The following is a 21,794-nucleotide window of genomic DNA, read 5'->3' on the forward strand; positions in this document are numbered from 1 at the left end:
AAGAAAAAGGGCTGGGCCATCGTTTCCAATGACCCAGCCCTTGATCCATGACCCACGGGTTAAGAAGCGCTAACCCGCAAAGCCTTACAGTATAAGTGGCGGAGAGACGGGGATTCGAACCCCGGATAGGCTATTAACCTATACACGCTTTCCAGGCGTGCGACTTAAACCGCTCATCCATCTCTCCAGCAAGTCCACGAGTATATCAGAGGGTTATCCGGAAAATCTAGTGTTTCCTGCTCCGCCGGCCTAACCACGCCGCAGGTACGTCACCAGCCGGTCGATCACCGGGGCGTTGCGTGGTGTCAGGAGGCTGACCAGGATCGCCACGGCAAACCCGGCTGGCACGCCGAATGCGCCGGAGGYGATCGGGTCCACGCCGAACCAGCGGTTGCCGAAGATGCCCGTCATCCGGGTAAAGAACGGATAGTTGACGAAAATATAGTAGATCGACACGCTCAGCCCCGCCACCATCCCGGCGACCGCCCCCGCGGCTGTGGTGCGGCGCCAGAAGATCGCCAGCACCAGCACCGGGAAGAAACTGGAGGCCGCCAGCGAGAATGCCGCGCCGACCAGGAAAAGGATATTGCCGGGCCGCAGCGACGTGACGTAGGAGGCAAACAGCGCCACCCCGAGCAGCACGATCTTGGCGGTGGTGACGCGGCGCTGGTGGCTCGCGGTGCGGTCGATCATGTGATAGAAAACGTCGTGCGAGAGCGCATTGGCGATGGTGAGCAGCAGGCCGTCCGCGGTGGACAACGCCGCCGCCAGCGCACCGGCGGCAACCAGCCCCGAGACCACATAGGGCAAGCCGGCGATCTCCGGCGCGGCCAGCACGATCATGTCCGGCTGGATCAGGATCTCCGCCCACTGCACGATGCCGTCGCCATTGACATCGCGAATACCGAAGACGGGCGGGTCGACCTTGCGCCACTGCACCACCCACTGCGGCAACTCCGCGTACGGCGTGCCAACCAGGTGCTGGAAGAATTCGTACTTGACCAGCGCCGCGAGCGCCGGCGCGGAGACGTACAGCAGCGCGATGAAAAACACTGCCCAGGCCACCGAGTTGCGAGACTCCTTCACTGAAGGCGTGGTGTAGAGCCGGGTCAGGATATGCGGCAGGCTGGCCGTGCCAAGCATCAGGCAGAACACCAGCAACACGAAATTCAGCCGCTTGGTCTTGCGCTCTTCCTCCGAGGGCGACGGGTACGGTTCGGTCGACGGAATGGAGGGTTGGCTGCGCGCCAGGGCCTCCTCGCGCTGCTGGTTCCATTGCTGATGGGCTGTGGCGACATCGCGCGGAAATTCGATCCGTTCGCGCTCGACCGTCTTGATCTCGCRCAGCGGCGCGTTGCGCAAGCGCAGTTCCTGCAGGCGCGCGGACAACGCGTTGCGTTCGTCGTCGAACGATTGCGGCAACCTGGCGATGCGCTCCTGCATCTGGATGGCCTGCTGGCGATAGTGTTCGCGCACGGCCTGCTCGGCCGGGTCGCGCTCTATGCTGCGCTCGCGTGTGTCGATCTGCTGCAGCAGCGTGCCGTAGCTCAATTGCGGCAGCACTTCGTGATGATGCTTCCAGGCAATCATCGAGACCGTCACCAGGAAGGCCACGATCAGCATGATGTATTGCGCGACCTGGGTCCACGTCACCGCGCGCATGCCGCCGAGGAATGAGCAGACCAGTATCCCCGCCAGGCCGAAGAACACMCCSACGGCRAACTCCACGCCGATAAAGCGSGTGACGATCAGCCCTACCCCCTGGATCTGCGCTACCAGGTAGACGAAGGAACACAGCGACGCCGCCATCACGGCGATCGCGCGCACCGGCATGTTGCCGCCGGGCTTGCCGTTGCCATAGCGCGCGGCCAGGAAGTCGGGGATGGTGTAGCCGCCATACTTGCGCAGATAGGGCGCAAGCAGGAAGGCAACCAGGCAATAGCCGCCGGTCCAGCCCATCACATAGGCCAGGCCTTCGTAGCCCGACGCGAACAGGATGCCGGCCAGGCCGATGAAGGACGCCGCGCTCATCCAGTCGGCGGCGATCGCCATGCCGTTGAACAGCGCGGGGACGCGCCGTCCGGCTACATAGTATTCATTGAGGTCAGAGGTACGGCAGATCAGCCCGATGCACGCATAGATGGCGATGGTGACGAACAGGAAGACGTAACCGAGCCAGAGTGCATCGCCGCTGGAGCGCTCCAGCAGGCCCATCATGCCGATAAAGACAAACAGGCCGATCGTGAACAAGCCGTAGTACAGCAGCAGCCGTCGGCGAAAGCGCGACTGTTCGTCGGGCATGAGAGCAGTGGTTAAACAGGCGGGGTGGATGCGGAGGAAACCTGCCGGCACGCGCATGGCGCGCCGGCAGGTTGGCCGGGAACCCCGTTATTGTGCCTGCTTGAGCTGGTCCAGGATGGCGGGGTTTTCCAGGGTGGACGTGTCCTGGGTGATTTCTTCGTTCTTCGCGAGCGAGCGCAACAGGCGCCGCATGATCTTGCCGGAGCGCGTCTTGGGCAGGTTATCGCCGAAGCGGATGTCCTTGGGCTTGGCGATCGGGCCGATCTCCTTGCCCACCCAGTTGCGCAACTCGGCGGCGATCTGCTTGGCCTCTTCCTCGTTCGGACGGGAACGCTTGAGCACCACGAAGGCGCAGATGGCCTCGCCGGTCATGTCGTCCGGACGGCCAACCACCGCGGCTTCGGCCACGATCGGGTTGGACACCAGCGCGGACTCGATCTCCATCGTGCCCATGCGGTGACCCGAGACATTGAGCACGTCGTCGATGCGGCCCATGATGGTGAAGTAGCCGGTATCCTTGTCGCGGATCGAACCGTCGCCGGCGAGATAAAGCTTGCCACCGAGTTCTTCCGGGAAGTAGCTCTTCTTGAAGCGTTCCGGGTCGCCCCAGATGGTACGGATCATCGAAGGCCACGGGCGCTTGACCACCAGGATGCCGCCACTGCCATTGGGTACGTCCTGCCCGGTTTCATCGACGATTGCCGCGATGATGCCTGGCAGCGGCAAGGTGCAGGAACCCGGCACCAGCGGCGTGGCGCCCGGCAGCGGCGTGATCATGTGGCCACCGGTCTCGGTCTGCCAGAAGGTATCGACGATCGGGCAGCGCTCGCCGCCGATATTGCGGTAGTACCACATCCAGGCTTCGGGGTTGATSGGTTCGCCCACCGWGCCCAGCAGGCGCAGGCTGGACAGATCGTATTGCCTGGGATGGATCTTCTCGTCGGCCTCGGCGGCCTTGATCAGCGAGCGGATCGCGGTCGGCGCGGTGTAGAAGATGCTGACCTTGTGGCGCGCGATCATCTCCCAGAAGCGGCCGGCGTTGGGATAGGTGGGCACGCCTTCGAACACCACCTGGGTAGCGCCGGCGGCCAACGGACCGTAGGCGATATAGGTGTGCCCGGTGACCCAGCCGATATCGGCGGTACACCAGAACMTGTCGTCGGGCTTGATGTCGAAGCTCCACTTCATCGTCATCAGCGCCCACAGCAGGTAGCCGCCGGTGCTGTGCTGCACGCCCTTGGGCTTGCCGGTGGAGCCAGACGTATAGAGCACGAACAGCGGATGCTCGGCGCTGACGGGTTCCGCTTCGCAGGTCTCCGGCTGGCCGGCTGCGACTTCGTCCATCCAGCGGTCGCGGCCTTCGTTCCAGTTGACCTTGCCACCTGTGCGGCGGTACACGATCACATTCTTCACGGCTTCGCAGCCGCCCAGCGCCAGTGCTTCGTCAGCGATGGCCTTGAGCGGCAGCGCCTTGCCGCCGCGCATCTGCTCGTCGGCGGTAATCAGTGCCACCGCGCCCACGTCGACCAGCCGCTCCTGCAGCGACTTGGCGGAGAAGCCGCCGAACACCACGGAATGGGTCGCCCCAAGGCGGGCGCAGGCCTGCATCGCCACCACGCCCTCGATGGACATAGGTATGTAGATGACGACGCGGTCGCCTTTCCTGACGCCGAGCGCTTTCAGACCGTTGGCGAACTGGCAGACCTTGGCATGCAGCTCGCGGTACGTCACCTTGCTGACGGTGCCGTCGTCGGCCTCGAAGACGATGGCCGCCTTCTCCGCATTGCCGTTATCCAGATTGCGGTCCAGGCAGTTATAGGAGGCATTGAGCTCGCCGTCCTCGAACCACTTGTAGAACGGTGCATTGCTCTCGTCGAGCACCTTGGTGAAGGGTTTGGTCCAATGCAGTTGCTCGCGGGCGTGGCGCGCCCAGAACCCCTCGTAGTCGCGGTCGGCTTCATCGCATAGCGCCTGGTAAGCCTCCATGCTGGGGATCGCGGCTTGCTTGGCGAAGGATTCGGGGGGATTGAAAATGCGATGCTCCTGCATCACCGACTCGATGGCGGACATTTGTTTGTCTCCTGATATAGCGTGGCAGCCTGGCTGCAAGTTACGCTCGACGGCTTACTTAAACCTGACGCTGCAAAAGCGGCCCGCGCGCCTGTCCGCACCGATGTGCCGCCTGCTGCATCGCAACATGGATCGCCGCCGGGTATTCCGGCGCGGTACGTGACAAGACCTGCGGGCAAGGAAGTGCAGCCCTCTCCATTAGGCTAGCACAGCTATAATGCCGCGAGTCCTATTCCGAACATGGCGCTGCGGCATTGCGGACTCCGCTTGCAGGGATGCGCCTTGCACGCCATGTGCACGGCTACCGGATCGCCCTCTCCCATGCGCGCCATCGCGATCCATCGGGGGGCGCACCCCAAATCACCGTAGAAGCGCAGTTCCACCCCAAACCTCGTGCCCATCCACGCCCTCTTCCTGATTGCCGCCATGGCCCTTGTCGGCAGCAATGTCGGATTGGGCAAGGCCATCGTGGCTTACGTGCCGATCCTGCTGTTCGCGCTGCTGCGCTTCGCCATCGCCATTGTCTGCCTGGCGCCCTGGTACCGTCCGTCGCGCATGCGCGCAGTGTCGCGCGGCGAGTGGCTCAATCTCTTCCTGCAAGCCTTCTTCGGGACGTTTCTGTTCACGCTGCTGATGCTGGGCGGCGTGCGCCTGACCAGCGCCATGGCCGCCGGCGTGATCACCAGTACCATCCCGGCCACGGTGGCCCTGCTCTCCTGGCTGATCCTGCGCGAGCGGCTGTCGCGGCGCACGGTGTTCTCTGTGCTGCTTGCGGTGGCCGGCATCGCGGTATTGAACGTGGCGCGGGGCACGGATCACGGTGGCGGCAGCGGCGGCGAGAACGCCCTGGTCGGCAACCTGATGATCATGGGCGCGGTGATCTGCGAGTCGATCTACGTGATCCTCTCGCGGCGCCTCGCGCAAACCCCATCTTCTCGTTCTGGCTGTGGATGAAAGGCGTGCGCCACGTGCCTGCGCAACTGGCCGGCGTGTTCACCGCGGTGCTGCCGATCGCGGCCGCCACGTACGGCATCGTCTTCCTCGGGGAAAAGCCGGGCTGGCCGCACGGCGTGGCGCTTGGCTGCGTGCTGGCCGGCATCGCGCTGGCAAGCTGGCCCGGGCCGCTGGCCCGCCGGGCCTGGCGTGCGGACCGGGACGAGGCGCGGCACTGAGACCAGCCTCGCAGGGTGCCGCTTTCGCCGCGCGGCGTGCACCCGGCATCACCCGAGACAATGTCGACACGCGCATGCAGCCCCGGCGCGGCCCCCCCTCCTCGGTGTATGATTCCGGGTTGAATTTCCCCTCGATTGTCCTCCCCATAAAATGACTGTCATCAGACAAGAAGACCTCATCCAGAGCGTCGCCGACTCCCTGCAATACATCAGCTACTACCACCCGATGGACTACATCACCAGCCTGGGCCGCGCCTATGAGCTGGAGCAGAGTCCCGCGGCCAAGGATGCGATCGCGCAGATCCTGACCAACAGCCGCATGTGCGCCGAAGGCAAGCGCCCGATCTGCCAGGACACCGGCATCGTGACGATCTTCGTCAAGGTGGGCATGGACGTGCGCTGGGACGGCGCCACCATGGGGCTGTCGGACATGATCAATGAAGGCGTGCGCCGCGGCTACACCAACCCGGACAACGTGCTGCGCGCATCCATCGTGAACCCGCCCGAAGGCGGCCGCAAGAACACCAAGGACAACACCCCCGCCGTGATCCACTATGAAGTGGTGCCGGGCAACACGGTGGACATCCAGGTGGCGGCCAAGGGCGGCGGCTCGGAGAACAAGTCGAAGTTCGTCATGCTCAACCCGTCCGACTCCATCGTCGACTGGGTGCTCAAGACCGTGCCGACCATGGGCGCCGGCTGGTGCCCGCCGGGCATGCTGGGCATCGGCATCGGTGGCACCGCCGAGAAGGCCATGGTCATGGCCAAGGAATCGCTGATGGACCCGATCGACATCCAGGACGTGATCGCCCGCGGCCCGCAGGACTGGATCGAGGAACTGCGCGTCGAACTGTACGAGAAGGTCAATGCGCTGGGCATCGGCGCACAAGGCCTGGGCGGCCTGGCCACCGTGCTGGACGTCAAGATCATGGGCTATCCGACCCACGCGGCTTCCAAGCCGGTGGCGATGATCCCGAACTGCGCGGCTACCCGCCACGTGCACTTCACGCTGGACGGCAGCGGCCCGGCCAAGCTCGAAGCGCCTGACCTGTCGGCCTGGCCGAAGGTCGAGTGGGCACCGAACACCGAGACTTCCAAGCGCGTGGACCTGAACACGCTGACGCCGGAAGAAGTCGCTTCGTGGAAGCCGGGCCAGACCCTGCTGCTCAACGGCAAGATGCTGACTGGCCGCGACGCTGCCCACAAGCGCATCGCCGACATGCTGGCCAAGGGCGAAAAGCTGCCGGTGGACTTCAAGAACCGCGTGATCTACTACGTGGGTCCGGTCGACCCGGTGCGCGACGAAGCCGTTGGCCCGGCAGGCCCCACCACCGCTACCCGCATGGACAAGTTCACCGAGATGATGCTGGCCGAAACCGGCCTGATCTCGATGATCGGCAAGGCCGAGCGCGGCCCGGTGGCGATCGAGGCCATCAAGAAGCACAAGTCGGCCTACCTGATGGCGGTCGGCGGCGCAGCCTACCTGGTGGCAAAGGCCATCAAGGAGGCCAAGGTGGTCGGCTTCGAAGACCTCGGCATGGAAGCCATCTACGAGTTCGACGTCAAGGACATGCCCGTGACGGTGGCCGTGGACAGCGCAGGCACTTCGGTGCACAAGACCGGCCCCGCCGAATGGCAGGCCAAGATCGGCAAGATCCCGGTGGCGGCGCTGTAAATCCGGCGTTGTCATTCAAGCCTCGCCGTGATAGCCATGCTGTCAGCGAAAGCCGGGTCATCCGACCCGGCTTTTTGCTACCTGACTTCTTGATTGCCTGATTTGCCTTCTTCCCTTCCCGTGAACAACGCACCCATCGGCATTTTCGATTCCGGCCTCGGCGGCCTGTCGGTATTGCGCGAGATCCGCGCCCTGCTGCCGCATGAATCGCTGATCTACGTGGCCGACTCGAAGTACGCGCCCTATGGCGAAAAGCCCGAGCGTTTTGTCGAAGCGCGCACGCTGCAGGTTTGCGAATGGCTGGTGTCGCAGGGCTGCAAAGCGCTGGTGATCGCCTGCAACACCGCCACCATGCACGCGATCCACACGCTGCGCGAACGGCTGACGCTGCCCATCATCGGCGTCGAACCCGGCCTGAAACCGGCTGCCGCCGCGAGCCGCAGCAAAGTCGTTGGCGTGCTGGCCACGGGCAACACCTTGAAAAGCGCGAAGTTCGGCCGCCTGCTCGCCTCACTGGAAGGCGAGAGCCGGTTCCTCTGCGAGGCCGGTGTCGGGCTGGTGCCGCTGATCGAGCAAGGCAATGTGGACGGGCCGGCCGTGCGCGAGAAACTGACCGCCTACCTGTCGCCGATGCTCGAGGCCGGCGCCGATACGCTGGTGCTCGGCTGTACCCACTACCCCTTCCTGTCCGACACCGTGCGCGAACTGGTGGGAGACCGCCTGACGCTGGTCGATACCGGCGACGCCATCGCACGGCAACTGCGCCGCAAGTTGGCCGAGCACGGCATGACCGCCGATGCCGGTGCCGTGCCCGTCGACCGCTATACCTCCACCAAGGACGCCGCCCACCTGCGCGCCATGGCAGCGGCGCTGCTGCATGTGGACACGCTGGCGGAAACGCTGGTGATCGAGCCCGCGCCCGCAGTCGACTGAGGCCCGCGCCGTCCCATCCGGCTACTGCAGGAAGCCCAGCGGCCGGCGCTGCCGCACATCGGGCTTGACCGCATGTTCCTGGCGCAACTGCGCCAGGAATTCATCGGGGGTCAACGTTTCCCCGAGCAACACGCACTGACGCTTTACCGTGGCGAAGTCGCCCGGCGTCAGGCAATCCATCTTCGCGAGCTCCGCGCGCATGGCCGGGTCCAGGCGGCCGGCATCGGTATCGAGCGCCTCCTCGATGAACATCGCGGTACGCTGGTCCGCCTTGAGCGGCAGGAAGCGGATCTTGAACGAGAAACGCCGCAGCGCCGCCTCGTCGATGCGCTCGAACAGGTTGGTCGTGCAGACGAAGATGCCGTTGAAGCGTTCCATGCCCTGCAGCATCTCGTTGACCTCCGACACCTCGTAGTTGCGCACCGCGTTTTGCCGGCTTTGCATGAAGCTGTCGGCCTCATCCAGCAGCAGCACCGCGCCGTCCTCCTCGGCACGAGCGAACATCGCGGCGATCTGCTGCTCGGTTTCCCCCACGTATTTACTCATCAGGTCGGAGGCGCGCCGGATCATCAGCGGCTGTTCAAGCGCGGCCGCGATATGCTCCGCAAGCGCGGTCTTGCCCGTGCCCGGCGGTCCGTAGAAGCACAACGTGCCGCGCTGCCTGGCCTTGAGCGCCTGCACGATCTTGCCGACTTCGTAGCGCGTCTCCAGGTTGAGGTAATCCAGGCGATAGTGCGTCACCACCGGGCGCCCTTCCACTTCCGGGCGCAAACCCATGGYGCGGTCGGCGTGGTCCAGTTGCCGCAGTATCAGCGCCTCCACCGGTTCGGCAACGCCGGGCCCCGCCAGTTGCACGAAGCGCGCCGCCGACTGCACCTGTGCCGGCGTCAGGGTCTTGCGCGCCGCCAGCGAAGCGATAAAGGCATCGCTCACGTCCAGCGTGCCGAGGTGCTTGCGGATAATGTTCTCGCGCACCAGCGGCGGCGGGATCTTCAGCTCCAGATGAAACTGGAAGCGGCGCAGGTAAGCCGGATCGATCTGGCGAATCGAGTTGGAGATCCAGATCACCGGCACCGGATTTTGCTCCAGGGTCTGGTTGACCCACGCCTTGCCGTTCACGGAGCCACGCGTGTCCTCCTGGCCGAACAGGCTGGTCAGCTCGCGCGCGCTGCCCGGGAACACATCCTCGACTTCGTCGAACAGCAGTGCCGTGCGCGGACGGCCACGCAGGAATGCCTGCGACACCTGCAGCGAGCGGTAACGGTCCTTGCCCGACAGGCTGTTGCCGTCACGGTCCAGGCAGTCCACTTCATACAGCTCACACCCTGCCTCGCGCGCGAGCAGCCGCGCGAACTCGGTCTTGCCGGTGCCCGGCGGGCCGTAGATCAGCACGTTCACGCCGCAGGCGTGCTGCCGCGTGGCGTTCGCGAGCAAGGCGGAGAGGTAGCGCGCATCGGTCTCGACGTGCGGATAGTCGCCGGTGCCGAGCGTGGGCGCGGCCGCCGGACGCGTGAACACCGCCATCATCTCGGCTTCATTGGCGTAATTGCCGAGCAGCACGTGCAACAAGCGATCCGACAAACGCATGAGGTCGCCGAGATCGGTCACACTGTTCTCGGGCAGTGGCTGCTCGATCAGGTTGAGCGTCTCCAGGCGCGAACCAGGCCGCAGCGAAGCGGCCACCGCGGCAGGGCTGGCACCGGTCAGTCCCGCCAGGATCTGGAAAGCCTCCTGGCTGTGCGCCACCTTGCAATCCACCATCACGGCGCGCAGATCGCGCTTGTATTTGGCCAGCGCCGCGTAGAGCAGCAGCTTGCGCTCGTGCTCGGGCAAATCCAGCACATGGCTGAGCATGTCGATATTGCGTACCAGCAGCACGCGCTCGCCGTCCAGCCGCGCGGCCAGCGCCGCCGCCGACGCGTCGAAAACGGCAAACATATCCTTGGCGTGGTGCTTGACGTACTCGTCCAGGTAATAAAACAGCGCGCTTTCATCAAAGGCGCTGTTCCATTGTCCGTGCCGCTCCAGGAACTCTTCCGGCGTCAGGCGCGCAGCGCCCTTCCAGGCAGGCATGTCGGCGCAGCGCGCGGCGAGGAAACGCTGCACGCGCAGCACCACGCCATAAGGCCACACCATCTCCTGGGCGCTGACAGTCAGGATGTCGTTGATATTGCTGCGCAGGTTGAATCTTGGTCCCAGCGAGCACACGACACGCAAGGCGAACTGGGCACACATCCAGTCAAGCGCGGAAGTACACGGCGCGCCGGCAGCGGCGCGCAGGAGTGTCGAGCGGTCGTCTTCGGCGAAACGGGTGAAGTCCATGGCCTGGTCCTCTCGCACGGGGGAGCGCCGTCACCGGCGCGGCGAATTGCTCTTCTTTTCCTATGCTAGCGCGCTTTGTGGCAGATCGGGCATTGCCGGCAACCCTGTGCCGTACGAGAACACGCATTTTGTCGCGGCGCCGGTAGTGCACGGCCAAATCGGCGTATAAAGACGGCTGCGCGGCAGCGCAAGAATGCGATGCACAAAAACGCCAACAAATAAGAATCATTATCGTTTATACTCATCGCCTGACACGCTGCCTCAAGAGCGGCGCTCCCACCGGCATCACTGTTGAAGGAGCGTTTATCATGGAATTGCTGCTTAGCTTGCTGGTCGGTTGTGRCATCTCGCTGATCCTGTTCTATCGCAAATAGGCCCTATCGCTAATAAAGCCGGCGCCGCGCCAATTCGCCGACATCTGCTGTTTTCTCATGTTCGATCAACGTTTTTTCAAGATCACGCTCGCCGTCCTGCTGTTCCACGCCGGACTGCTTTACCTGATCCAGAGCGGGCTGGGCCGTAAAATCACGGAGGCCGTGATCTCTCCGGAAATCGTCGCCCGCATCATCCCGCTCGAGCCGCCTCAGAAACCTGCCGTCGAAACACCCAAGCCCAAGCCGGAGACCCCACCCAAGCAAGTGAAGGTCACCACGCCCAAGCCCACTCCGCCGCAACCGCGCCCCACGCCGACGCCGGTGGCTTCGCTGCCGCCGACACCCAATGCCGTGGAAGCGCCGCCCGCGCCACCTGCCCCCCCGGCCCCTCCGGCGCCCGCCCCCGAGCCTCCCGCTCCGGTGTCGGCGGCGCCACGCGCGGTTGGCATCGGCGAAATCCAGTGCAGCCCGCCGCAACCCACCTATCCGTCGCAATCGCGCCGCATGGGTGAAACCGGCAAGGCCGTGGTTCGTCTGACCACGGACGAGACCGGCAAGGTGGTCAAGACTGCTGTCGTGAGCTCAAGCGGATCTTCCCGCCTGGACCAGGCTGCCGTGGACGCGGTGCAACGCATGCGCTGCAAGCCATATCTGGACAACGGTCGTGCCGTGGCGGTTACCGCCCAGCAGCCGATCGGGTTCGAACTCAACTGATTTCAATACCGACCTCACCAGGAACCAACATGCAGGACCTCGGACTCTCCCACCTCTGGACGCAAGGCGATTTCGTCATGCGTGCCACCGCCATCATTCTGCTCATCATGTCGCTGGCTTCGTGGATCGTGATTCTCACGAAGGCGTGGGATCTCTTCCGGCTGAAGAAAATGGCGCACGGCGCCGAAAAGCAATTCTGGCACTCCGACGATTTCGATCACGCCCTCGAAACGCTCGGCAGCAGCGACGCCAACCCATTCCGTTCGCTCGCCATGACCGGCAAGGAGGCCGCGCAGCACCACCGCGCCAGCCAGCCCCAGTTGCACGATGTGATGGACATCTCGGACTGGATCACCCGCTCGCTCAAGAGCGCCATCGACGACGCCGTCGCGCGCATGCAATCGGGCCTGGCTGTGCTGGCTTCGGTCGGTTCCACGGCCCCGTTCGTTGGCCTGTTCGGCACCGTGTGGGGCATCTATCACGCGCTGATCAACATCGGCGCCTCCGGCGTGCCGACCATCGACAAGGTGGCGGGCCCGGTGGGCGAGGCACTGATCATGACCGCCTTCGGCCTGGCCGTTGCGATCCCCGCCGTGCTCGGCTACAACGCACTGACCCGCGGCAACAAGGGCGTGATCTCGAAGCTCAATCGCTTCGCCCACGACCTGCACGCCTATTTCGTCACCGGTGCCCGTGTGCGTCCGACCAGCGCCCGCCCCGACGACAATAGCRTGCGCCTCGCAGTCAAGAACCAGTAAGGCCGTAGCAAGGCAACAAGGAAGTCATCATGGCATTCGGCACCCTCGATTCGGACGATGACGAAGTAATGAGCGAAATCAACATGACGCCGCTGGTCGACGTCATGCTGGTGCTGCTGATCATCTTCATCATCACCATTCCCGTGATCAACCACGCGGTCAAGATCGACCTCCCGCGGGCGACCAACACGCCCAACGATCCCAAGCCGCAGAACATCAACCTGTCAATCGATGCCAACGGCAAGGTCTTCTGGAACCAGGCGGAAGTAGACGAGCCGACGCTTGAGGCCAACATCGCCCAGGCCGCGCAGCAGCAGCCGCAGCCGGAGCTGCACCTGCGCGCCGATCGCGATGTGCGCTACGAGCGCGTGGCGGAAGTCATGGCCGCCGCGCAGCACGGCGGACTCGGCAAGATCGGGTTCATCACCGAACCCAAGCACTGACGGCTTGAACGCGCCGCATCCGCTGGAGCGGCAGCGCAACAGGCACAAAAAGGGCACTCCATGAAGTGCCCTTTTTGTTTGCCTGGAAAATGCGCCTTATGCCACTTATAGCGGCGCCGGAATGCAGGTTCGGCCGAGGCCATCCGCAATCAAAAATCTCTATTGTAATGATAACAATTCTCATTTAAGATTGAGCGACCTTGAACCCGGTCGTGGCAATACGCAGTCCCGCGTTGACACCACGGACCACCGGACCGGAGCCCACCGATGAGCACCCTGACCCTGCCGCTGTCGCAACCGCATGAAGTCACCCGCCGCCGCCTTTCCCTGCGCCGGGTTGAAGTCACCCCCAGCAAGCCTGCACAAGCGCGCCGCGAGAACCCGGCCAGCGCGGCGATCGAATCGATGAAATCTGCCGTAGCCGGCCTGCCCGCCCGGCTCGAAGCCCTGGTGCGCGATAGCCTCTCCGCGGCGCCGGCGGGCGATGCGGTGCCACTGGAGACGCTGATGCGCGGTAACAACCTGCTGCCCATCCTGCATAACGGCGAGGTCTACACGCTGCGCATCACCCGTTACGGCAAGCTGATTCTGACCAAGTAGTCGCACGGCGACGCGCCCTGCGCAAGCGTTCCCAGCCGCCCTGGCAACGGCCATGCAGCAGGTAGACGATGCGACGATGGAATGATGCGATGAGGGGAGTCTGGCTACCGGAACCGGCGCCTGGCAGCGAAACCCGTCGACAGGCTTCAGCATCGGGAAAGACAAGGACTTTCGTCCGCAACGAGAGGCGGATGCCGCGACAGTGAGCCTGGCTCACTGTCGGCACTACACTCTGCTCTGGCTCGCAGACGAGTCTCAGACGCCCAGGGCGGCGATACCCGCGCGCGCGATCTGCGCGTCTTCGGTCGACTTCACGCCCGACACGCCAACCGCACCCACGACCTGGTCATTAACCACGATAGGCACACCACCCTCCAGCATGCCTTGCATCACAGGCGCGGTCATGAACGAGTGGCGGCCGTTGTTGATCATGTCTTCGTAGACCTTCGACTCGCGACGGCCCAGCGACGACGTACGTGCCTTCTCGGTAGCGATATAGCTCGAGATCGGCGCAGCGCCATCCAGGCGTTGCAGCGCCAGCAGGTGGCCGCCGTCGTCCACGATGGCGATCGACACCGCCCAGTGGTGATTCTTGGCCTCGAGCTCGGCTGCGGCCAGCACCTTCTTCACATCATCTGCCGTCAGCACGGTTTTTTGCTGCATACCACTCTCCTCGAAAATCGTTTCAATGAGCCGGAAGTATAGCGCCACGGCCCTTGGCATGACCATGGGCCCGGCGGTCCGCGCCAAGCCCGTAAAAAGCAAAAGACCCGCGCCTGGCGGGTCTTTTGCATTACTACGGTTGCCGTGTGCGGACTGCCGTGGCCCTCAGGCGCCACGGACTTGCGTCCCACGAACTCAGGCTCCGTCGCTGAACTGGTCGCGGCGATCGCCTACCTTGGCGCCGTCGGTGAACGGATCCACCTTGCGAGCGCCGTCGGTGAAAGGATCGACCTTGCCCATCTTGGCGCCATCGGTGTAGGCATCGACCTTGCCAATCTTGGCGCCATCGGTGTACGGGTCACGCTTGTTGACGCCTGCGGCAAAAGCGGATGCGGAGAGTGCGGTGAGGGCGGTCAGTGCTGCAATCGCCACCAGGGTGTTCTTGATTTTCATGGGCGGGTCCTCTTGGGAATCGTGCTGGCTGGAAGGGCACCGGATGCGATAGCTTGCGGAATCTTTTCATCACGGTGTCACAGCAGCAGTATAGGTGGAAACCCTAATAAAGATATGAGCAACGGTTTGATCTGACTCTTCAAATTTTTTGACCCCACTCCCGACTATGGAACCTTAGCCGTCTAGCCGCGCCCAGTTTGCCTTTCCAAGCTGCACCCGAAATACAAAAGGGCCCCGGAGGGCCCCTTTTAACAACCTGCGTGGCGCAGGTCATTCATGCTTATCGCCAGTGGCGGTGGTCATGCCCATGCCCATGCCCCGGTGGGCCATAGTAGCCTCGTCCGTAATAGCCTCGGCCATAGTAGCGCGGACCGTAGTAGGCAGGGCCAGGGCCGTAATAGACGGGGGCCGGACGCACCACGACCGGGGGCGGTCCGTAGTAGACCGGCGCCGGTGCCATGACCACGGGCGGCCCGGCGACATAGGCAGGCGGCGGATAATAAGCCGGGCCACCCACGACCACGCCGGGCACACCGATCGCCACGCCAACGCTCACGTGAGCCATTGCCGCACCCGATGCCAGCGCTCCAAGCAAAGCGAGTCCTGCGAGCAACCAACGTTTCATGATCCTTGCCTCTTGCAAGTCGTTATTCGATAAGGCGTATTGTAGGATCCTGGAAATTTCCAGGTGAAACCGAGGACGCTACATTGTTACCAGGCGTAACAATAGACACTTAGGACACTTAGCCGCGTTCCGCCCCTGCACTTGGCACCAATCCCGGCAGACACCCGCGCGGAGCTTGCATCACCGCGCCCAACCGACCACAATATCGGGCTTGCCGTGCGGCCGTGGAGAAATTGGTAGACTCAGCAGACTTAAAATCTGCCGCCTTTACGGGCTTACGGGTTCGACCCCCGTCGGCCGCACCAGCATCCACCTCGCCAGGCCAGCCCAACGCATCCAACCCGCGACGCCATTGGCCCGATCAGGCCACCACCGCGCACAGCAGCGCCCCTCCCACCACCAGAAATACAAACAGCAGGCCAGCCAGCACAAGTGGCTTGCGTCCGGCGCGCAGCAAGGTGCCGATGCGGGTGTGCAGGCCAATCGCCAGCATCGCGCAAGCGAGCAGCCAGTTATCGAACGCCAGCAGGGTGGGCTTCCAGTCCTCGGGCACAAGGCCGGCGGAATGCACCGCCATGACCGCCACGAAGCCCACGGCGAACCATGGCACGGCCTTCAGGATCGCGCCCCAAGGCCGCGCGCCGGTTGCCCTTTCACCCTCGGCCCCGGGGGCACCCTTCGGCCACAGCGCGAGCACCAGCAGCAACGGCCCCAGCGCCAGTACGCGCACCATCTTCGTGACTACCGCGGCGTCCGCGGTGGCATCGCTGACCATCTTGCCCGACGCGATTACCTGAGCCACCTCGTGCAGGGTGGCGCCAGTATAGATACCGAACGTGCGCTCACTGATTGCCAGGTGCCAGTGCTGCGTGGCCAGTTCAAACAGATAGGGATACAGCAGCATGCCCGCCGTGCCAAACAACACCACGGTGGCCACGGCGACAGCCGTCTGACGGTCGTCGGTGCGCACGACCGACGCGACCGCGATGGCCGCAGCGGCTCCACAGACCGCGCTGCCCGCGCTGACTAGGATCGCTTCCCGGCGGGTCAGTCCAAGCAGCGCGGAACCGATCCAGACGCCCAACAGCATGGTCGACACCAGCATGGCCAAAGGTACCAGCACGCCGGCAAGGCCAAGGTCGGCGATGGCGCCGAAGGTCAGCCGCAGGCCGTACAGCGCCACGCCGAGCCGCAGCAACTGCTGTCGCGCCAGTTGCATGCCGGGCCCCAGCGGGGTCAGCCAGCGTTGCGGCAAGGTATTTCCGGCCACCATGCCGGCAAACATGGCTAGCGTCAGCGCGCTCAAGCCGAGGTGCGAGAAGGCCGGGTGGGCCGAGAAGACCATGGCCAGCCAGGCGATGAAACCCAACGGCACCAGGGTCAGGATCCTTGTCGGCCATGATGGCGGCTGGGCGCCAAGACTGGCAACTGCGGTCGAAGAGGTGGTGGACATGGCGGGATCCCTTACCCCTGCAGCCGGAGGGCTTCGGGGCGCGAATTAAGCATGTCCCAAGCCTACTTAGCTGGCGAAAACCTGTAAAACAGGTAATATCGCTATACGTTACCTGAATTTCAGATATGAACCAGCGCCCTCTCCGCCTGACCCTGCGCCAGCTCTCCGTCTTTGTCGCGGTTGCGCAGCACGGCAGCACTGTCGCGGCGGCCGACGCGCTGGCGATGTCTCAATCCGCCGTGAGCGCGGCACTGGCAGATCTGGAGAGCGCGCTGGGCGGCGCATTGTTTGACCGGGTTGCGCGCCGCCTCAGCATCAATGAGACCGGCCGCCTGTTTTTCCCACGTGCGCTTTCGCTGCTGGATCAGGCCCATGAACTCGAGCGCTTCACCGTCCAGCCCGGCGTACAACTGCGCATTGCCGCCAGCAATACCATCGGCAGCTATATCCTGCCCGGCTTGCTCGCGGGCTTTCGGCACGCGCAGAGCGGGCCTTGCGCGCTCGACATGCGCATCGGCAACACCCGCGAAGTGCTGCAGGCGCTGCTCCAGTTCGAAGCGGATATCGGGCTGATCGAAGGCACCTGCCACGAGCGAGACTTGCGCAGCGCCCATTGGCGCGACGATGTGATGGTGGTAGTGGTCAGTCCCGCACACCCGCTGGCAAGCCGGCAGGGCGACCTTGAAGCCTTGCGCGATGCGGACTGGATTGTGCGCGAACCCGGCTCGGGGACACGCGAGATCATCGAGCAACGCCTGGCCCCGCTCTTGGGCGAACTGCGTTTTGCCCTGGAACTGGGCAATTCCGAGGCCATCAAACGCGCCGTGATGAGCGGCTATGGTGTGAGCTGCCTGTCACTGCAAGTCGTGGAGGACGAATTGCAGCGGGGTACCCTGGTAGCGCTGCGCGAAGGCTTGCCCGAGGTAGTGAGACCGTTGCATCTGGTGGTCCACCAGGACAAATACCCGACGCAGGGCCTGCTGGCCTTCACCGAGTATCTCCGCTGCGACGCTGCCGGCGGCCACTGAACGGCCGCGCTCCCGCGCTCAGGCCGCCTGCGGATCACCCTCGCCCGCTTGCCTGGCGTTGTAGCGGTCGAGCAGGTGGAACAACAATGGATTGAGCACGATGGACAGCAGCGCGCCAGCCAGGATGAGCGCCTGCCCGCGCTCGGGCAGGATCTTCAGGTAGACGCCAAGGCCGGCAAGGATAAAGGAGAACTCGCCGATCTGAGCCAGGCTGACCGCGATGGTCATGCCGGTGCGGGTGGAATGCCCGAACACCCGCACGATGCAAAGCGCGGCGAGCGATTTACCCACCACGATGATAAACAGCGTGGCCAGTACGCCCCAGGGATCGGTGATCAGCACCATGGGGTTGAACAACATGCCGACCGAAACGAAGAACAGCACCGAGAACGCATCGCGCAGCGGCAGCGACTCCTCGGCCGCGCGATGGCTGAACTCGGACTCCGCCAGCACCATGCCGGCAAAGAACGCGCCAAGCGCGAACGACACGCCAAACAGTGAATAGGCGCCGAAGGCCACGCCAAGCGCGGTAGCCAGCACCGCGAGCCGGAACAGTTCACGGCTGCCGGTCCAGACGATGCGTTCCAGCATCCACGGAATAAAGCGTCGGCCGATCACCAGCATGACGGCGACGAAGGCGGCCACCTTGCCCAGGGTGGCAAGCACGGTGAACAAGATCTCGCCCGAGCCTGGCACGGCGGCATCCTGGCCCGCCACATCGCCAGACGGCATCAGCAATCCTGCGAGTGCCGGCAGCAGAACCAGCGTCAGCACCATGGCCAGGTCTTCCACGATCAGCCACCCGACCGCAATCCGGCCCTGCGGCGACTCAACCAGTTCGCGCTCCTGCAGCGCCTTGAGCAGCACCACGGTGCTCGCCACTGAAAGCGCCAGCCCAAAGACCAGGCCAGGCCCCCACTCCCACCCAAAGCCCCAGGCCGCGCACATGCCAAGCATGGTGGCGATGGCGATCTGCACCACAGCGCCAGGAATGGCGATCTTCTTCACCGCCATCAGGTCCTTGAGGGAAAAATGCAGCCCAACGCCGAACATCAGCAGGATCACCCCTAGCTCCGCCAGCTGGGGAGCCAGCGCCTGGTCAGCGGTATAGCCCGGTGTATGCGGTCCAACCACGATCCCCGCGCACAGGTAGCCGATCAGCGGTGGCAGCTTGAGCCGGTTGGCCAGCGCGCCAAGAATAAACGCCAGGACGAGGCCGCCGACGATGGTGCTGATGAGCGGGGTAGCGTGATGCATGCGTTCTGGGTTCCTCGTAGGTGGCCATGACGGCGTTGACTGGATGACCTCGCCCGCCCTCCCCGGCAAGAGCCCGGCGGGGACCACAAAGCAACCCCTTGCCTTCCTTGCGGCGTCGAGCGCCGCGCAGTGGCCAGGAGGTACCGCGCTGATTGAGGGAAAACGGGAACGGGAGTCTTACAGGGCCCGGGGGCAATCGCGTGGCAGTGGTCCATCCGGACAATGGCGCACAGTTCAGGCCAGATATCCCCCGAACGCCCCGCGAAGACTACGATATGGAATGTAACACGATCATCACTGCGGCAAAGCGGGGAATCGGGCCGGATGTGGCCCTTTAATGTTCCGGCTTATGAACACGGCACCGAATGGACTCGTGTCGAAGGTGCGGTCCGCTGTGGTCACCACCCGGAAGGAAGTCAGCGGGACCGCGTGCCAGGCCCGGAAACCGGCCGGACATGGCGTCCGGCACCACCGGGCCTGGCCCTCCCTTTGCTAGTTAGCAGCCAGCCGGAACGTCGCCACCGTATCGCGCAGCTTGTGGGCCTGCTCATCCAGCGACTGCGCAGCCGCGGCCGCCTGCTCCACCAGGGCGGCGTTCTGCTGCGTCACCTGGTCCATCTGCCCGACAGCCTGGTTGACCTGCTCGATCCCGGTGCTCTGTTCGCTGGAAGCCGCGGCAATCTCGCCGATGATGTCCGACACTCTTTTCACGGCCACGCGGATCTCATTCATGGTTCGCCCGGCATCTTCCGCCTGCGCCGAGCCGGTGCTTACCGTGTTGACCGCGGTATCGATCAGGTCCTTGATCTCCCTGGCCGCGCTGGATGAACGCTGCGCCAGGCTCCGCACCTCGCCCGCCACCACCGCGAAACCGCGCCCCTGTTCGCCGGCACGCGCCGCTTCCACGGCGGCATTGAGCGCCAGGATGTTGGTCTGGAAGGCAATGCCTTCGATCAGCGAGGTAATTTCGGCGATGCGGGTGGAACTCGTGCTGATCACACCCATGGTATCCACCATCTGCTGCACCGCCGTGCTGCCGCGCACCGCCACGTCGGCGGCATTGTCCGCCAGGCCGCTGGCCTGGCGCGCGTTTTCGGCATTCTGCCGCACGGTCACCGCCAGCTCCTCCATGCTCGCCGCGGACTGCTCCAGCGCTGCCGCCTGCTGTTCCGTGCGCGAGGAAAGGTCCGCATTGCCGGCGGCGATCTGATGGGCCGCCGTGCTCACCGAATCGGTCGACATGCGCACCTCCGACAGCGCCGAGGCGACGTGCTCGATCAATTCGTTGAAGGCAATCGCCGTCCGCCCGATCTCATCGTTGTGCCGCACCGATGCGCGCCGCCCAAGGTCGAGCGACTCGCTGACGTAGTGCAAGGTCTGCTCGATCTCCGCCAGGCTGCCGTGGATTCGGCGATAGAGCGAAAAACCCATCGCGCCGGTGATCACGAAGGCGGCCCCGATAATCGCGCAGAACACCGTCAGCGCCAGTTCGTACGCCTTGCGGTTGTTCTCGGCCACCTGCTTGCCCAAGGCGGCGTTGTAGGCAACGTGTTCGTTGATGGCCGTGCCCAGCGCCGTCGCGGCCTTGAAGAGCGAGCCACCCAGCAACATGCCCCGCGCCGCCTCGGCATCGCCCTCCGCAGACTTCTCCAGGAAACGCTCCCGCTCCACCCGGTACCGCTTCACCGCGGCCCGGTCGGCTTCCAGCAGCGCCCGGTCCTTCTCATCCGAGATGTCGTTGCGTTCGTAGGTGGCAACAATCGTATCGAAAGCCTGGTCAGCCTTCGCTAAAGCCGCCACGGCTTCCGCGCGCCCGCTCGCCTCGTCCGACAGGGCATAGGCGTAGAGCGATACGCGCATGCCGTTGACATTGGCCCAGAGGTCATCCAGCGTGCGTACGCTGACCAGCGTGTTGTCGTTGAAGTAGGAAAAGCGCTCCTGCGATGCGCGGAGTTGCCAGATGCCGCCGACACCGAGGGCAAGTATGGCGAACAAGGCCAGCGACAAGGTGGCCAGCAGGCGTTGAGTGATATTCATTACGCATAGCCGGCGCCCGCCACAGGGCGGGCACCGATTCCTGGAAAGGAGGATGTTGAAATGACGCCCACGGGTCGCGTGCACGGCTCCTGCCGCGCCAAACCACCCACAAGCCCAGACAAATCTACTTTCGAAGCGCGCTTGCGAAGACTTCAGATCCGGCGAACCGTCTTTTGAACGGGTCTTACCTCCGTCTTTACGGCATCCGGTGGCATTTGCTGAAGCAAAAATGCCAGAAAACAGAAAATAAACGACGATAATAGGATAAGTCCTAAAAATAGCGAATGATAGGCGACAAAAGGAAGCAATGAACTGACAGCGCCAGGAGGTGCCGCTAGAGCCCAGGCAACGGTGCTGGCATGCGGGACGAGCAGCGCGGGGAGGGGGAACAGGAACGAGCAAGACGGAATTTGCCAGACAGTCGATGGGGCGAAAAGAGGGAGCAGGAGGACGAGTTCACGCGGCCAGACAAGCTTGTCCCTTTAGGAGCACAGGAACCCCGGGGAGACTTCGCCCTATTTACCAGCGAGTGCCGCCACTTGGTTCGCTAAAAAGCAAAAGCGCCACCGATTAGGGCAGCGCTAAGTGCTTAACGATCTAAGCGGCGATCAGAGTTGAACTGGCGAACACGGCTTTGCAGGCCGCCCGGACACTTATAAATCAATGACTTATTGCATTGCGCCCCGCAGCGCGCCCCTGAACACCGAACTGTGTGCGCCGCGCCACAATCCCCCGTTGACGCTTGCCTGGCTGCGGCTGGCCCGAGCTACTTCACGTGCCGGCTCGCCGCAAAACGTAACCCCTCGAAGATATGTGACGCAATGGCGGGCCCTTTTTTGCATTCAGCCCTTACCCGCGGGCGTCTTGGCCGCGAAGAGCAAGCGAGCACCTGCCCCACAAGATCGGGGCGCACGCT

Annotated in this window: 16 protein-coding genes, 2 tRNA genes and 1 pseudogene; 9 read left to right on the forward strand and 10 right to left on the reverse strand. The window is 64.0% G+C overall.

Annotation, left to right across the window (positions count from 1 at the left end):
* Positions 1–96: 96 nt before the first annotated feature.
* From AC1DKD_RS27100 to acs, 3 genes are all read right to left on the reverse strand, one after another.
* Positions 97–187 (reverse strand) — tRNA-Ser (locus AC1DKD_RS27100).
* A gap of 62 nt (positions 188–249) precedes the next feature.
* Positions 250–2,301, reverse strand: a complete 2,052-nt coding sequence (locus AC1DKD_RS27105; protein ID WP_477143918.1) for a sodium:solute symporter family protein — start codon at positions 2,299–2,301, stop codon at positions 250–252.
* A gap of 87 nt (positions 2,302–2,388) precedes the next feature.
* A complete protein-coding gene (gene acs, locus AC1DKD_RS27110) occupies positions 2,389–4,371 on the reverse strand; it encodes an acetate--CoA ligase (protein ID WP_477143919.1) in 1,983 nt (660 codons plus the stop codon).
* Positions 4,372–4,764: 393 nt separating this feature from the next.
* On the opposite strand from acs, the pseudogene AC1DKD_RS27115 reads away from it, so the two are divergent.
* The 3 genes and pseudogenes from AC1DKD_RS27115 to murI all read left to right on the forward strand — a co-directional run bounded on the left by AC1DKD_RS27115 (position 4,765) and on the right by murI (position 8,151).
* Positions 4,765–5,543: pseudogene (locus AC1DKD_RS27115) on the forward strand (DMT family transporter).
* A 151-nt stretch (positions 5,544–5,694) separates the two neighbouring features.
* On the forward strand, positions 5,695–7,218 hold the full coding sequence (locus tag AC1DKD_RS27120; protein WP_276287777.1) for a fumarate hydratase: 1,524 nt from the start codon (positions 5,695–5,697) through the stop codon (positions 7,216–7,218).
* 120 nt (positions 7,219–7,338) lie between these two features.
* Entirely contained in the window at positions 7,339–8,151 is an 813-nt protein-coding gene (gene murI / locus AC1DKD_RS27125) for a glutamate racemase (protein ID WP_441632582.1), read from the forward strand.
* A gap of 21 nt (positions 8,152–8,172) precedes the next feature.
* Here murI and AC1DKD_RS27130 read toward each other — a convergent pair whose 3' ends face one another.
* Positions 8,173–10,473 carry an AAA family ATPase gene (locus AC1DKD_RS27130; RefSeq protein ID WP_477143920.1) on the reverse strand — a complete coding sequence of 767 codons (2,301 nt, stop codon included), beginning with the start codon at positions 10,471–10,473 and terminating at the stop codon, positions 8,173–8,175.
* 431 nt (positions 10,474–10,904) lie between these two features.
* On the opposite strand from AC1DKD_RS27130, the gene AC1DKD_RS27135 reads away from it, so the two are divergent.
* The 4 genes from AC1DKD_RS27135 (at position 10,905) to AC1DKD_RS27150 (ending at position 13,362) form a co-directional block, all read left to right on the forward strand.
* Positions 10,905–11,561, forward strand: a complete 657-nt coding sequence (locus AC1DKD_RS27135; RefSeq protein WP_441632578.1) for an energy transducer TonB — start codon at positions 10,905–10,907, stop codon at positions 11,559–11,561.
* Between the two features lie 29 nt (positions 11,562–11,590).
* Positions 11,591–12,319, forward strand: a complete 729-nt coding sequence (locus tag AC1DKD_RS27140; protein WP_477143921.1) for a MotA/TolQ/ExbB proton channel family protein — start codon at positions 11,591–11,593, stop codon at positions 12,317–12,319.
* Positions 12,320–12,348: 29 nt separating this feature from the next.
* Positions 12,349–12,762 carry an ExbD/TolR family protein gene (locus AC1DKD_RS27145; protein WP_441632575.1) on the forward strand — a complete coding sequence of 138 codons (414 nt, stop codon included), beginning with the start codon at positions 12,349–12,351 and terminating at the stop codon, positions 12,760–12,762.
* A gap of 267 nt (positions 12,763–13,029) precedes the next feature.
* A complete protein-coding gene (locus AC1DKD_RS27150) occupies positions 13,030–13,362 on the forward strand; it encodes a hemin uptake protein HemP (RefSeq protein ID WP_441632573.1) in 333 nt (110 codons plus the stop codon).
* Positions 13,363–13,617: 255 nt separating this feature from the next.
* On the opposite strand, the gene AC1DKD_RS27155 is transcribed toward AC1DKD_RS27150, so the two are convergent.
* The 3 genes from AC1DKD_RS27155 to AC1DKD_RS27165 all read right to left on the reverse strand — a co-directional run bounded on the left by AC1DKD_RS27155 (position 13,618) and on the right by AC1DKD_RS27165 (position 15,103).
* Positions 13,618–14,025, reverse strand: coding sequence for a heme-binding protein (locus AC1DKD_RS27155; protein WP_276287392.1), 408 nt, complete (start codon positions 14,023–14,025; stop codon positions 13,618–13,620).
* Positions 14,026–14,220: 195 nt separating this feature from the next.
* Entirely contained in the window at positions 14,221–14,478 is a 258-nt protein-coding gene (locus tag AC1DKD_RS27160) for a hypothetical protein (protein WP_276287391.1), read from the reverse strand.
* A 280-nt stretch (positions 14,479–14,758) separates the two neighbouring features.
* A complete protein-coding gene (locus tag AC1DKD_RS27165) occupies positions 14,759–15,103 on the reverse strand; it encodes a hypothetical protein (protein ID WP_441632571.1) in 345 nt (114 codons plus the stop codon).
* A 218-nt stretch (positions 15,104–15,321) separates the two neighbouring features.
* On the opposite strand from AC1DKD_RS27165, the gene AC1DKD_RS27170 reads away from it, so the two are divergent.
* Positions 15,322–15,408 (forward strand) — tRNA-Leu (locus tag AC1DKD_RS27170).
* A 56-nt stretch (positions 15,409–15,464) separates the two neighbouring features.
* Here AC1DKD_RS27170 and AC1DKD_RS27175 read toward each other — a convergent pair.
* Entirely contained in the window at positions 15,465–16,556 is a 1,092-nt protein-coding gene (locus AC1DKD_RS27175; protein ID WP_441632569.1) for a YeiH family protein, read from the reverse strand.
* Between the two features lie 125 nt (positions 16,557–16,681).
* Here AC1DKD_RS27175 and AC1DKD_RS27180 point away from each other — a divergent pair, with 125 nt between their 5' ends.
* Positions 16,682–17,584 (forward strand): LysR family transcriptional regulator, encoded by a 903-nt coding sequence (locus tag AC1DKD_RS27180; protein ID WP_441632567.1) that lies wholly within the window; start codon positions 16,682–16,684, stop codon positions 17,582–17,584.
* Between the two features lie 18 nt (positions 17,585–17,602).
* Here the strand turns inward: AC1DKD_RS27180 and AC1DKD_RS27185 are convergent, their stop codons facing one another.
* Together AC1DKD_RS27185 and AC1DKD_RS27190 are read right to left on the reverse strand one after the other, a co-directional pair.
* Positions 17,603–18,841 (reverse strand): cation:proton antiporter domain-containing protein, encoded by a 1,239-nt coding sequence (locus tag AC1DKD_RS27185; RefSeq protein ID WP_441632565.1) that lies wholly within the window; start codon positions 18,839–18,841, stop codon positions 17,603–17,605.
* Between the two features lie 492 nt (positions 18,842–19,333).
* Positions 19,334–20,878, reverse strand: a complete 1,545-nt coding sequence (locus AC1DKD_RS27190; RefSeq protein WP_441632563.1) for a methyl-accepting chemotaxis protein — start codon at positions 20,876–20,878, stop codon at positions 19,334–19,336.
* Between the last annotated feature and the right edge of the window lie 916 nt (positions 20,879–21,794).

Source organism: Cupriavidus sp. 05T313, assembly GCF_056396665.1.